Origin of the sequence: Microbacterium plantarum, assembly GCF_035231185.1 — a bacterium.
In the GTDB taxonomy this organism is placed as follows: domain Bacteria; phylum Actinomycetota; class Actinomycetes; order Actinomycetales; family Microbacteriaceae; genus Microbacterium; species Microbacterium plantarum.
The window spans coordinates 1,664,049-1,676,253 of record NZ_CP141117.1 but is presented as its reverse complement, the minus strand read 5'-3'; the positions used below and the strand labels follow the sequence as shown (position 1 = coordinate 1,676,253).

General features: G+C 71.6%; 14 protein-coding genes. All 14 read left to right on the top strand.

All coding sequences use genetic code 11. The features are described 5' to 3' along the window. The first annotated feature begins 40 nt into the window (after window positions 1-40). The 14 genes from metK (at window position 41) to trpA (ending at window position 12,188) form a co-directional block, all read left to right on the top strand. Window positions 41-1,234: a methionine adenosyltransferase gene (metK, locus tag VC184_RS08085; RefSeq protein WP_112614866.1), complete on the top strand. Its 1,194-nt coding sequence runs from the start codon at window positions 41-43 to the stop codon at window positions 1,232-1,234. Between the two features lie 29 nt (window positions 1,235-1,263). Then, window positions 1,264-3,195: a primosomal protein N' family DNA-binding protein gene (locus tag VC184_RS08080; protein ID WP_323987702.1), complete on the top strand. Its 1,932-nt coding sequence runs from the start codon at window positions 1,264-1,266 to the stop codon at window positions 3,193-3,195. An 8-nt stretch (window positions 3,196-3,203) separates the two neighbouring features. Beyond that, complete coding sequence (gene fmt / locus VC184_RS08075) at window positions 3,204-4,124, top strand: methionyl-tRNA formyltransferase (protein ID WP_323987701.1); 921 nt, start codon at window positions 3,204-3,206, stop codon at window positions 4,122-4,124. After that, window positions 4,121-5,473 carry an RsmB/NOP family class I SAM-dependent RNA methyltransferase gene (locus tag VC184_RS08070; protein ID WP_282500993.1) on the top strand — a complete coding sequence of 451 codons (1,353 nt, stop codon included), beginning with the start codon at window positions 4,121-4,123 and terminating at the stop codon, window positions 5,471-5,473. The genes fmt and VC184_RS08070 overlap by 4 nt, the downstream gene beginning before the upstream one ends. A gap of 77 nt (window positions 5,474-5,550) precedes the next feature. Then, window positions 5,551-6,168 (top strand): ribulose-phosphate 3-epimerase, encoded by a 618-nt coding sequence (gene rpe, locus VC184_RS08065; RefSeq protein ID WP_240309867.1) that lies wholly within the window; start codon window positions 5,551-5,553, stop codon window positions 6,166-6,168. Between the two features lie 52 nt (window positions 6,169-6,220). Beyond that, entirely contained in the window at window positions 6,221-6,484 is a 264-nt protein-coding gene (locus VC184_RS08060; RefSeq protein WP_023950618.1) for a phosphoribosyl-ATP diphosphatase, read from the top strand. Between the two features lie 40 nt (window positions 6,485-6,524). After that, on the top strand, window positions 6,525-7,367 hold the full coding sequence (gene hisG / locus VC184_RS08055; RefSeq protein WP_094261495.1) for an ATP phosphoribosyltransferase: 843 nt from the start codon (window positions 6,525-6,527) through the stop codon (window positions 7,365-7,367). A 1-nt stretch (window position 7,368) separates the two neighbouring features. Then, window positions 7,369-8,133 (top strand): imidazole glycerol phosphate synthase subunit HisF, encoded by a 765-nt coding sequence (hisF, locus tag VC184_RS08050; protein WP_112614856.1) that lies wholly within the window; start codon window positions 7,369-7,371, stop codon window positions 8,131-8,133. Next, on the top strand, window positions 8,130-8,486 hold the full coding sequence (gene hisI / locus VC184_RS08045) for a phosphoribosyl-AMP cyclohydrolase (RefSeq protein WP_112614854.1): 357 nt from the start codon (window positions 8,130-8,132) through the stop codon (window positions 8,484-8,486). The genes hisF and hisI overlap by 4 nt, the downstream gene beginning before the upstream one ends. Continuing rightward, a complete protein-coding gene (locus VC184_RS08040) occupies window positions 8,483-9,088 on the top strand; it encodes a Trp biosynthesis-associated membrane protein (RefSeq protein WP_274177917.1) in 606 nt (201 codons plus the stop codon). Before hisI ends, VC184_RS08040 begins: the two co-directional genes overlap by 4 nt. A 47-nt stretch (window positions 9,089-9,135) precedes the next feature. Continuing rightward, window positions 9,136-9,363 (top strand): DUF6704 family protein, encoded by a 228-nt coding sequence (locus tag VC184_RS08035; protein ID WP_023950623.1) that lies wholly within the window; start codon window positions 9,136-9,138, stop codon window positions 9,361-9,363. 1 nt (window position 9,364) lies between these two features. Further along, entirely contained in the window at window positions 9,365-10,141 is a 777-nt protein-coding gene (gene trpC / locus VC184_RS08030; protein ID WP_274177916.1) for an indole-3-glycerol phosphate synthase TrpC, read from the top strand. Further along, a complete protein-coding gene (gene trpB / locus VC184_RS08025) occupies window positions 10,138-11,397 on the top strand; it encodes a tryptophan synthase subunit beta (RefSeq protein ID WP_112614848.1) in 1,260 nt (419 codons plus the stop codon). The genes trpC and trpB overlap by 4 nt, the downstream gene beginning before the upstream one ends. Then, entirely contained in the window at window positions 11,394-12,188 is a 795-nt protein-coding gene (gene trpA, locus VC184_RS08020; protein ID WP_112614846.1) for a tryptophan synthase subunit alpha, read from the top strand. Before trpB ends, trpA begins: the two co-directional genes overlap by 4 nt. Window positions 12,189-12,205: the final 17 nt, after the last annotated feature.

Below are 12,205 nucleotides of genomic sequence, written 5' to 3'. Positions count from 1 at the left end.
CGTCCCGATCCCGCCCCGTTCCGTCCCACAGGGAGCCCCGATGAGCCAGCTGCGCCTGTTCACGTCCGAGTCCGTCACCGAGGGGCACCCCGACAAGATCTGCGACCAGATCTCCGACAGCATCCTCGACGCGCTGCTCACGGTCGACCCCGGCTCCCGTGTCGCTGTCGAGACCCTCGTGACGACGGGTCTGGTGCACGTCGCGGGCGAAGTGCGCACCGACGGTTACGCCGACATCCCCGGCATCGTCCGCGGCGTCGTCAACGGAATCGGGTACACCTCGAGCGAGACGGGCTTCGACGGCGACTCGTGCGGTGTGACGGTGTCGATCGGCGAGCAGTCGTCCGATATCGCCGCCGGCGTCGACAACGCCCTGGAGCACCGCGAGCAGGGTTCGATCGATCCGACCGATGCGCTCGGCGCCGGCGACCAGGGCATCATGTTCGGCTACGCGACCAACGAGACGCCGCAGCTCATGCCGATGGCCATCTGGACTGCCCACCGCATCGCCGAGCGTCTGACATCGGCCCGCCGCACCGGGGCCCTGCCGTTCCTGCGGCCCGACGGCAAGACGCAGGTGACCCTCGGCTACGAGGGCGCGGTGCCCCGCACGGTCGAGACCGTGGTGCTCTCGACACAGCACCAGCCCGACATCTCGCTGCCGGCGCTGCGGGCGGCCGTGCAGGCCGAGGTCATCGAGCCGGTGCTTGCCGAAACCGGTCTCGACATCTCCGACGTCGAGTACGTCATCAACCCCGCGGGGCCGTTCGTCGTCGGCGGCCCGAAGGGGGATGCCGGACTGACCGGCCGCAAGATCATCATCGACACCTATGGGGGCGCCGCACGGCATGGCGGCGGAGCCTTCAGCGGCAAGGACCCGTCGAAGGTCGACCGCTCCGCGGCCTATGCGATGCGGTGGGTCGCGAAGAACGCCGTCGCCGCAGGCCTGGCCGACCGTCTCGAGGTGCAGGTCGCCTATGCGATCGGGCGCGCCGCACCCGTGGGGCTCTACGTCGAGTCGTTCGGTACGGGCCACGTCGCCGACGAGGTCATCTCGGCGGCCATCCGCGACGTGTTCGATCTCCGGCCGCAGGCGATCATCGACCGCCTCGACCTCCTGCGGCCCATCTATGCGAAGACCGCCGCGTACGGTCACTTCGGCCGCGAGCTGCCCGAGTTCACCTGGGAGCGCACCGACCGTGTCGAGGAGTTGCGCGCCGCCGCGGGCCTGTGAGCGACGCGCCTCGGCGGGTCGCCCGAGTATTGATCGATTCGCCCCTGCCGCAGCTCGATCGCCTCTTCGACTACGTCGTTCCCGACGTCCTCCGCGAGGCCGCGTTGCCCGGTGTGCGGGTCAAGGTGCCGCTCCGCACGGTCGGGCGCACCGTCGAGGGCTACCTCGTCGAGCTCGGCGACGAGACCGACGGCGACCGTCCCCTGTCCGAGCTCGAGGATGTCGTTTCGCCCGTCGAGGTGCTGCCGGAGCGGCTCTACGCCCACGCACGCCGGGTGGCCGATCGGGCCGCGGGGTCGGCGAGCGATGTCCTGCGGCTGGTGATCCCGAAACGGATGGTGCGGGCCGAGAAGGCCTGGGCGGCCTCCGGTCCGCCTGACGTACCGGTCGTGAGCGCGGAGTCCCTCGCCTGGGCCCGCGAGACGACGGCGGCGTACCCCGATCTGGAGGGTGCGGTCGAGAACGGCGAGCGCCTCGCGGTCGACGCCCCGCCCCGCCCCGCCGAGGACGTCCCCGCCTGGTCCGAACTGCTCGCCGCGCTGGCCGTGCTCACGCTCGCGCGGGGCAAGAGCGCGGTCGTCGTCGTGCCCGACCACCGAGACGAGGCGCATGTCCTCTCCGTCCTGGCGCGTCGGGTCGACGAGGGAGCGGTCGTCAGGGACGATGCGCGCCGCTCGGGCCCCGAGCGCTACGCGGGGTACCTTCGGCTGCTGGCCCCGGTGCCGTGCATCGTGGTGGGCAATCGGTCGAGCGTGTGCGCCCCTGCCCATGACGTCGGCGCCGTCCTCCTCTGGGACGACGGCGATCCGCTGCTCGCGGAGCCGCTGAGCCCGGGTGTGCATGCGCGAGACGCCGCCCTCGTCCGGCAGGAGCTCCAGGCCTGCGCGCTGGTCTTCGTCGGTCTGACACGGACGACCGACGTCGAGCGTCTCGTAGCACTCGGCTGGGTGCGCGAGATCGCGGCCCGCCGTCGTGAGAGCCCCCGGGTCGTGCTGTCGGCGACGCGCGAGGGCGAGTCGCGGGGCACGCGGGTCCCGTCGGCGGCGTTCGCCGCGGCGCGCGAGGCGCTGACGCACGGACCCGTTCTGGTGCAGGTGGCACGACCCGGGTACGCCCCGGTGCTGGTGTGCGCCGACTGCCGCACGCCGGCGCGCTGCACGCATTGCGCCGGTCCGCTGCGCGCCCGTCGGCCGGGTGCCGTTCCCGAGTGCGCGTGGTGCGGGCGGGGTGCGCCGGCGTGGGGATGCGCGTCATGCTCCTCCCAGCGCCTGCGCATGGCGTCGTCGGGGAGCGAGCGCACGGCCGACGAGCTCGGACGCGCCTTCCCGAACACCCGTGTCATCGTCTCCGACGGCGAGCACCAGGTCACCCACGTCGATGCGAGACCCGCCCTCGTGATCGCGACGCGCGGCGCGGAGCCCTTCGCCGCCGGCGGGTACCACGCCGTCATCCTGCTCGACGGCGATCGGATGCTGATGACCGAGCAGCTGCGGATCGCCGAGGCGTGTCTGCGGTGGTGGTCGGATGCTGCGGCTCTCGCGGCGCCCGGTGCGCCGGTGCACCTCGTCGGTGTCGCAGGTCCCGCCGCCCGCGCGCTCGCGACATGGACGCAACCGGCGTACGCCCGGGCGGAGCTCGCCGAGAGGGCCCCGCTCCACATGCCGCCGACGGTCCGCGTCGCGGCCGTGGAAGGGACCGCGTCAGCCGTATCGGAGGCGATCGAGCAGCTGCGGGCCGATGTGCCCGCTCTGACCGAGACGTCGATTCTCGGCCCCGTGCCGCGCGAAGACGGCGTCCGTGCGCTCGTGCGGTTCGAGTACGCGCTGGGGCGCGCGGTGGCCGAGTCGCTTCGGGCGTCGGTCGTCGCCGCGGCGCTGCGCGGGCGTCGTCGGCGCGGGGCGCCGCCAGGACCGCGCAATACACTCAGAGTACGTCTCGACGTGCCCGATCTCGATCTGTGAGGAGCGCCATGCGCATCGTCTTCGCCGGGACACCGGAACCCGCCCTGCCCTCGCTCCGGCGACTCGCCGCCTCTCGCCACGAGATCGTCGGAGTCGTGACGCGCCGCGACGCGCCGCTCGGTCGCAAGCGCGTGCTGACGCCCTCGCCGGTCGGCGCGCTCGCGGCTGAGCTCGGACTGCCGGTGCTGAAGACCGACCGCCTCGATGCGGCGGCGACGGAGACGATCACGTCGTGGGGCGCCGACCTCGGCGTCATCGTCGCGTACGGAGGGCTGGTGCGCGAGCCGCTCCTGTCGGCACCGCGGCACGGGTGGATCAACCTGCACTTCTCGCTGCTGCCGGCCTGGCGCGGGGCGGCGCCGGTGCAGCATTCGCTCATCGCCGGGGACCGGGTGAGCGGCGTAAGCGTGTTCCAGCTCGTTCCTGAGCTCGACGCGGGCGATGTCTTCGCGCAGACGCGCCACCCGGTGGACCGGGGCGCCACCGCGGGGCGACTTCTCGCCGAACTCGCGGATCTGGGTGCGGACACCGTCTCGGATGTCGTCGACGCGATCGCCGACGGCACCGCGACCGCCGTCGCGCAGACGGGCGAGCCGACCCTCGCTCCCAAGCTCACGCTCGCCGACGGGCTCCTCGATTTCGCACTGCCCGCCGACACGGTGCTCGACCGCTTCCGCGGCACGACGCCCGAGCCCGGCGCGCACACCACGGTGGCCGGGCAGCGGCTCAAGGTGCTGTCTGCGAGGCGCGGGCCGGATGCCGCTGCCCTCGCACCGCGCGAGATTCGCCTCGTCGGTAAGGAGGTCCTCGTCGGAACCGCCGACGGCACGATCTCGCTCCTGTCGGTGCAGCCCGCGGGGCGCGGCGCGATGCCGGCTCCCGACTGGTGGCGCGGACTGCGCGTCGACAGCCTCGAGGCGGGATCGTGAACCCCGCACGCCGTGTCGCCTTCGACGTGCTGCGCGCGGTGGCCGACTCCGACGCGTATGCGAACCTCCTTCTGCCGCAGGAGCTCCGGCGGGCGGGACTGAGCCCTGCCGACGCCGGGCTCGCGACCGAGCTGACATACGGCACGCTGCGCCGCCAGGGCACCTACGATGCGATCATCGAGCAGGCGTCGGGGCGTTCCATCGACACGATCGATCCGCCGGTGCGCGACGCGCTGCGCCTCGGTGTCCATCAGCTGCTGTCGACGCGGGTCGCGTCTCATGCCGCGGTGAACGAGAGCGTCGAGCTGGTGCGGCGCGCGGGCGCGCCCAACGCGGCCGGTTTCGCCAACGCGGTCCTGCGACGCATCGCGCGGGACAACCCGGGCGATTGGCTGCAGCGGGTGGATGCCGCAGCACGCTCGGACGACGAGCGGCTCGGGCTGCGCTACTCCCACCCGGTATGGGTCATCCGTGCGTTCCGTCGGGCACTCGCGGCCGAGGGGCGCGCGGACGAACTCGACGAGCTGCTGGCCGCCGACAACGTCTCGCCGAGCGTCACGATGACCGCGCTGCCGGGCCTCGCCGACATCCCCGCCGACCGGGCACGGACCCCGTACTCACCGCTCGGTTTCCGCCTCGACGGCGGTGATCCCGAGCCGATGGTGCGTCGCGCGGAAGGCCGCATCCGCGTCCAAGACGAGGGTTCCCAGCTCGCGGCGCTCGCGCTGTCGCGCGCGCTCCCGGTCCGCGCCGGTGAGCGCTGGCTCGATCTGTGCGCCGCGCCGGGCGGCAAGACCGCTGTCCTGGCCGCCGAGGCCCTGGCGGGAGGGGCCGTGGTCGAGGCCAACGAGATCTCGTCTGCGCGCGCACGTCTCGTTCGATCCTCGGTCGCCGGCGTTCCGCTCGAGGTGCCGGTGTCGGAGGAGGACGGGCGCGAGCGTGCCGGCCGAGGTCGTTACGACCGCATCCTCGTCGATGCGCCCTGCACGGGGCTCGGCGCGCTCCGTCGCCGGCCGGAGGCGCGCTGGCGCAAGAGCCCCGCGGATGTCCCCGACCTCAGCGCCCTCCAGCGCGAACTGCTCTCCGCCGCCGTCGATGCGCTCGCCCCGGGCGGGGTCGTCGCCTACGTGACCTGTTCTCCCCACCTCGCCGAGACCGCCGTGGTCGTCGCCGACGTGCGAGCAGCCCACCCCGATCTCCGGGAGCTCGATGCCCGCGAGGTCGTCCGGGCGGTCAGTCGGGGAGAGATCGATCTGCCCGAGCCGCAGGACGGGTCGGGCCGCGCGCAGCTGTGGCCCCACCGCCACGGCACCGACGCCATGTCCATCACCCTGCTGCAGAAGCCGTGAACGGCGATAATGGGGGAGTGAGCGACGCCGACGCCCTGCGCATCAACCCCAGCATCCTGGCCGCGGATTTCGTGAACATGCAGGCCGAGCTCGGCCGCATCCGATCGGCCGACTTCGTCCACGTCGATGTGATGGACAACCACTTCGTCCCGAACCTGACGTTCGGGCCGCAAATGGTCGAGCGGATCCAGGCCACGAGTCCGATTCCGCTCGACGTCCATCTGATGATCTCGGACGTCGATCGCTGGGGTCCCGGCTACGCCGAGCTCGGTGCCGCGAGCGTCACCTTCCATCTCGAGGCCGCCACCGACCCCGTCGCGCTCGCTCGCCGGCTGCGCTCGATCGGCTCACGCGCCGGTGTCGCCGTCAAGCCCGCAACGCCCGTCGAAGGCCTCTTCGACGTGCTGGACGAGTTCGATCAGATCCTCGTCATGACGGTCGAACCGGGCTTCGGCGGCCAGAGCTTCATGGCCGACCAGATGCCCAAGCTCCGCCGGCTCGCCGACGAGGCGCGCCGTCGCGGTTCTTCCGTCTGGCTGCAGGTCGACGGCGGCATCTCCGAGTCGACGATCGCGCAGGCGGCCGAGGCCGGAGCCGACACGTTCGTGGCCGGCTCGGCGGTGTTCGGCGCCGACGATCCGGATGCCGCGATCGCGAGCCTCCGCGATCGGGCGCTGCGGGCGCACCGGCACTGATCCGTCGCCCGCCGCGGTCGGATCGCCCGTCGCGGGCCGGTACCCTGGCTAGGTGAAGACGTTCGACGCGCTGTTCGCAGAGCTCACCTCTATCGCCGAGACCCGGCCCGAGGGCTCGGGCACGGTCGCGCAGCTCGACCGCGGTGTGCACGCCATCGGCAAGAAGATCGTCGAAGAGGCGGCCGAGGTCTGGATGGCGGCCGAGTACCAGTCCGATGCCGAGACGGCCGAGGAGATCTCGCAGCTGCTCTACCACCTGCAGGTGCTCATGATCAGCAAGGGTCTGAGCCCCGAAGACGTCTACCGACATCTCTGAGCGACGCCCCGCCCTCCCGCTCCGAGACAGAAAGACCCCCATGCTGCGCATCGCCGTCCCGAACAAGGGATCGCTCGCCGAGACCGCCGCCGAGATGCTGGCCGAGGCCGGATACACCGGACGCCGCGACTCGAAGGACCTCCACGTCATCGACCCCGTCAACGAGGTCGAGTTCTTCTACCTGCGTCCGAAGGACATCGCCACCTACGTCGGCTCGGGCGCCCTCGACGTCGGCATCACCGGCCGCGACCTGCTGCTCGACGCCCGCATGCCGGGCGCGCGCGAGATCGAACGGCTCGGCTTCGCGGGTTCGACCTTCCGCTTCGCGGCCCCGACCGGCACGTTCACCGACGTGGCCGAGCTCGCCGGCAAGCGCATCGCGACGTCGTACCCCGGGCTCGTCGACGCGTTCCTCGACGAGCGCGGGATCGCCGTCGACCTCGTGCCGCTCGACGGTGCCGTCGAGTCCGCGGTCCGCCTGGGCGTCGCAGATGCCGTCGCCGACGTCGTCGAGACGGGCACGACCCTCCGTCAGGCCGGACTCGAGGTCTTCGGTCCCGAGATCCTGCGTTCGGAGGCCGTGCTGATCGCGGGTCCCCACGATGCGGACGGCACCGAGCGGCTGCTGCGCCGGCTTCGCGGCGTGCTCGTCGCGCGCCGCTACGTGCTGGTGGACTACGACCTGCCGGCCGCGCTGGTGGATGAGGCCGTCGCTATCGCGGGTGGCATCGAGTCGCCGACGATCTCGCCGCTGCGCGACCCCGAGTGGGTGGCGGTCCGCGTGATGGTGCCGCGCGCGAGCGTGAACACGACGATGGACGAGCTGTACGCCATCGGCGCGCGCGCGATCCTCGTCACCGCGATCCACAACGCGAGGCTCTGACATGACGTTGGCACGCCGCGTCATCCCGTGCCTGGACGTCGCCGCCGGTCGCGTCGTCAAGGGCGTCAACTTCGAGAATCTGCGCGACATGGGCGACCCGGTCGAGCTCGCGCGACTGTACTTCGAGCAGGGCGCCGACGAGCTGACCTTCCTCGACGTCACCGCGACCGTCGACGGACGCGCCACGACCTACGACGTCGTCCGTCGCACCGCGGAGCAGGTCTTCATCCCGCTCACCGTGGGAGGCGGCGTCCGCTCGGTCGACGATGTGGCGCGGCTCCTCTCGGTCGGTGCCGACAAGGTCGGCGTCAACTCGGCCGCGATCGCTCGCCCCGAGCTGCTCGGTGAGATCGCCGACCGCTTCGGCGCGCAGGTCCTCGTTCTCTCGCTCGACGTCAAGCGCGCCGAGGGCACCGAATCGGGTTTCGTCGTGACGACGCACGGCGGGCGAACGGCGACCTCGATCGACGCGCTCGCCTGGGCGCGCGAGGCCATCGAACGGGGTGCGGGGGAGTTGCTCGTCAACTCGATCGATGCCGACGGCACCAAGGACGGCTTCGATCTGGAGCTCATCTCGCTGATGCGCGAGATCTCGTCCGTCCCGGTGATCGCCTCGGGCGGCGCGGGTGCGACGGAGCATTTCGTCCCCGCCATCGAGGCAGGAGCGGATGCCGTCCTGGCGGCATCCGTGTTCCACTCAGGCCAGCTCACGATCGGCGACGTCAAGGACGCGCTGACCGCTCAGGGCATCGAGGTGCGGCGATGACCGAGAGCATCGACGAGCGCATCGCCCGGGTCTCGTTCGACGCGAACGGGCTCGTCGCCGCGATCGTCCAGCAGCACGACACGCGCGAGGTGCTCATGCTGGCGTGGATGGATGCCGAGGCGCTGCGCCGCACGCTCACGAGCGGACGCGTGACCTTCTGGTCGCGCTCGCGCCAGGAGTACTGGCGCAAGGGCGACACGTCCGGCCACGTCCAGCTCGTCCGCGGGGCGCGGCTCGACTGCGACGGCGACGCCGTGCTCCTGCTCGTCGAGCAGGTTGGTGCTGCGTGCCACACCGGCACCCGCACATGCTTCGACGCGGACGACCTCGACCCCGTCGTCGCGGTGCCATGATCCGCCGGTCCCGCATGCTCGCCGTCCTCGCGGCCGTCGTCGGCGGCGGCCTCGCGGTCATCGGCGCGACCCAGCCCTGGCTCGAGGCGACGCTGCGCGACGGCGCCCAGGCGGTCCTTCCGGTGCCGGGCACCGAAGCGCTCCCGCTCGTCACCCCGCTCGGCCTGGCGGCGCTGGCGCTCGGTCTGGCGCTGTCGATCGTCGGCACGGTGCTCCGCTACGTCTTCGGCGTCATCGGCGTGCTCATCGGCGCGGCTCTCCTCGCCGAGTCGCTGCGGATCGCCCTCACGGCACCGCCGGAGGCCGTGGTCGGCGTCGTCGCCGACACGACCGGCCTCGCGGGGGTCGAGGCGGTCGGGACCCTCGTGTCGGCCATCACCGTCACCGCTTGGGCCTGGATCACGGCGATCGGCGCGCTGGCGGTGTTCCTGGGCGGCGTGCTCACTCTCGTCACGGCGCGCTCGTGGCGCAGCACCGCACGCCGCTATCGCACCGACCCTGCGGTCGAGGCCCGCCGTCCCGGCGGATCGCGTCCGCATGATTCGCACGATCCGATCGATTCCTGGGACGACCTCAGCCGCGGGTCCGATCCGACCGCCTGAGCCCCGGTAGACTGACCTCAGCCCGAGAAATCCCGCGAAGGAGAACAATGAGCAACATCGGCGACCCCGGCCACGGACACTCCCCGGCGGCGTGGACCGCTGTGGTGATCATGCTTCTGGCGTTCGCGCTCGGCACCCTGTTCTTCTGGCTCGACATGCCGGTGCTGGTCTGGGCGTCCGCGGGTCTCCTGGTCGTCGGCCTGATCGTCGGCTGGGCCATGGCGAAGGCCGGCTACGGCGCATACGGCGACAAGTACACCCCGAAAGCGCACTGACGTGCTGGCCGGTCTCACGGCCGGCGCCGTCGAGGATGCCGAGGCCCGTGCGGCCGAGCGGCCCCTCGCCGTCGTCGAGCGCGACGCGCTCGCTCAGGCCCCGGCCCGGGACGCCCTCGCGGCGCTCGCGCCGGCCGAGCGGGTCAAAATCATCGCCGAGGTCAAGCGCGCGAGCCCCTCGCGGGGCGATCTCGCCGCCATTCCCGACCCGGCGCTGCAGGCCGCGCGGTATCAGGAGGGCGGCGCATCCGTCATCTCCGTGCTGACCGAGGGTCGACGTTTCAAGGGGAGCCTGGCCGACCTCGAGGCCGTTCGCGCCGAGGTGTCTATCCCCGTTCTCCGCAAGGACTTCATCGCAGGCGCCTACCAGGTCTTCGAGGCACGGGCAGCAGGCGCCGACCTGGTGCTGCTGATCGTCGCCGCGCTTGAGCAGCCGGTGCTGGCCGAGCTCCACGAGCTCGTGCTCGAACTCGGCATGACGCCGCTCGTCGAGACCCACTCGCTCGACGAGGTGCATCGTGCCACCGACATCGGAGCGCGTCTGGTCGGCGTCAACGCGCGCAACCTTTCGACGTTCGAGCTCGATCGCGATCTCTTCGGCCGGCTCGTGGAGCACCTTCCGGCTGACGCTGTGAAGATCGCGGAGTCCGCCGTCCTCACCCCCGACGACGTGTCCCACTACCGTCGCGCGGGTGCCGACGCCGTCCTGATCGGCGAGGCGCTCGTGACCAACGACCCCGGGACCACCCTGCACGCATTCCTGGAGGCCGGCGCGTGAGCCTGCGAGAACAGCACGGTCCCTTCTTCGGTGAGTTCGGCGGGCGATTCATGCCCGAATCCCTCATCGCGGCGATCGACGAGCTGACAGCGGTATACGAGTCGGCCATGGCCGACCCCGAGTTCGCGGCCGAACTGACGCGGACCCTCGCGACCTACGCCGGACGTCCGTCCGCATTGACGGAGGTGCCGCGTTTCGCCGAGCACGCCGGTGGCGCGCGCGTGTTCCTCAAGCGCGAGGATCTCAACCACACCGGCTCGCACAAGATCAACAACGTGATCGGTCAGGCGATGCTGACCAAGCGTCTCGGCAAGACGCGCGTCATCGCCGAGACCGGAGCCGGTCAGCACGGCGTCGCGACGGCGACGGCCGCAGCCCTGTTCGGCTTCGACTGCACGATCTACATGGGCGAGGTCGACACGGAACGGCAGGCGCTCAACGTCGCGCGGATGCGCTTGCTCGGCGCCGAGGTCGTGCCGGTCACGACGGGGTCGCGCACCCTCAAGGATGCGATCAACGAGGCGTACCGCGACTGGGTCGCCTCGGTCGAGACCACCAACTACATCTTCGGCACCGCGGCGGGGCCGCATCCCTTCCCCGCCATGGTGCGCGATTTCCAGAAAATCATCTCGGAAGAGGCACGCGAGCAGCTCCTCGCCGAGACCGGTCGGCTTCCGGATGCCGTCGTCGCCTGCGTCGGCGGCGGATCGAATGCGATCGGCATGTTCGACGCCTTCCTCGATGACGAGGGCGTCGCGCTGTACGGCGTCGAGGCCGCGGGTGAGGGAGTCGACACCGAGCGTCACGCCGCGTCGATCGGGCGGGGCCGCCCGGGCGTCCTGCACGGGGCGAAGACTTTCGTGCTGCAGGACGAGGACGGCCAGACGGTCGAGTCGCACTCGATCTCCGCGGGACTCGACTATCCGGGCGTCGGCCCCGAGCACGCCTGGTTGGCGTCCATCGGTCGTGCGTCCTACATCCCGGCCACCGACACCGAGGCGATGGAGGCGCTGCGGCTGCTGAGTCGCACCGAGGGCATCATCCCCGCTATCGAGTCGGCCCATGCGCTGGCCGGTGCGCTGCGCATCGGACGTGAACTCGGCCCCGACGCCATCATCGCCGTCAACCTGTCGGGGCGCGGCGATAAGGACATGGACACCGCGGCGCGCTGGTTCGAGCTGTACGACGACGGTGCGGAGCCGGTGGTCGAGCCCGAACACGACGAGGCGGCGTCGGGCGAAGGAGTGGAACTGTGACCTCCCGCGTGGCCGCGGCGATCGAGGCCGCACACGCCGAGGGGCGCGGCGCGTTCGTCGGTTACCTTCCGCTCGGCTTTCCCGATCTCGAGACGAGCATCGAGGCCGCCGTCGCGCTGGCAGAGGCCGGCGCCGACGTCCTCGAGCTCGGCCCCCCGTACTCCGACCCCGTGATGGACGGCGTCGTCATCCAGGAGGCGACCCAGGTGGCCCTGGCCGCGGGTTTCCGACTGCGCGACACCTTCACGGCAGTCCGGGCGATCGCAGAGCGCGTCGACATCCCGATCCTCGTCATGACCTACTGGAACCCCGTGCTGCAGTACGGCGTCGACCGCTTCGCCGACGACCTGGTCTCGGCCGGCGGTGCAGGTCTGATCACGCCGGACATCACTCCGGATGCAGCGCCAGAGTGGCTCGCCGCGTCGGAGCGCACGGGGCTCGACCGCGTCTTCCTCGCCGCGCCGACGTCGACCGAGGAGCGACTGCGGATGATCGTCGAGGCCTCCACGGGCTTCGTGTACACCGTTTCGACCATGGGAATCACGGGGGAGCGGACGGAGCTCGACGCGGCCGCCCGCACTCTCGTCGGCCGTATCCGTGCGCTCGGCGCAGCCCACGCCTGCGTCGGCATCGGCATCTCGACGCCCGAGCAGGTCGCGGGCGTCGTCGACTATGCCGACGGCGCCATCGTCGGGACCGCACTCGTGCGTGCCCTGCGCGACGGGGGAGTGGCCGGACTCACCGACACCGCGCGTGAACTCGCGGCGGGCACCGCCCGCGAGCGCGTCTAGACTTTTCCGGTCGCACG

Coding starts and splice junctions, on each gene's coding strand:
- hisG (WP_094261495.1), top strand. CDS start 6,525: ATGCTGCGCATCGCCGTCCCGAACAAGGGATCGCTCGCCGAGACCGCC.
- VC184_RS08040 (WP_274177917.1), top strand. CDS start 8,483: ATGATCCGCCGGTCCCGCATGCTCGCCGTCCTCGCGGCCGTCGTCGGC.
- VC184_RS08035 (WP_023950623.1), top strand. CDS start 9,136: ATGAGCAACATCGGCGACCCCGGCCACGGACACTCCCCGGCGGCGTGG.
- metK (WP_112614866.1), top strand. CDS start 41: ATGAGCCAGCTGCGCCTGTTCACGTCCGAGTCCGTCACCGAGGGGCAC.
- hisF (WP_112614856.1), top strand. CDS start 7,369: ATGACGTTGGCACGCCGCGTCATCCCGTGCCTGGACGTCGCCGCCGGT.
- fmt (WP_323987701.1), top strand. CDS start 3,204: ATGCGCATCGTCTTCGCCGGGACACCGGAACCCGCCCTGCCCTCGCTC.
- hisI (WP_112614854.1), top strand. CDS start 8,130: ATGACCGAGAGCATCGACGAGCGCATCGCCCGGGTCTCGTTCGACGCG.
- rpe (WP_240309867.1), top strand. CDS start 5,551: ATGCAGGCCGAGCTCGGCCGCATCCGATCGGCCGACTTCGTCCACGTC.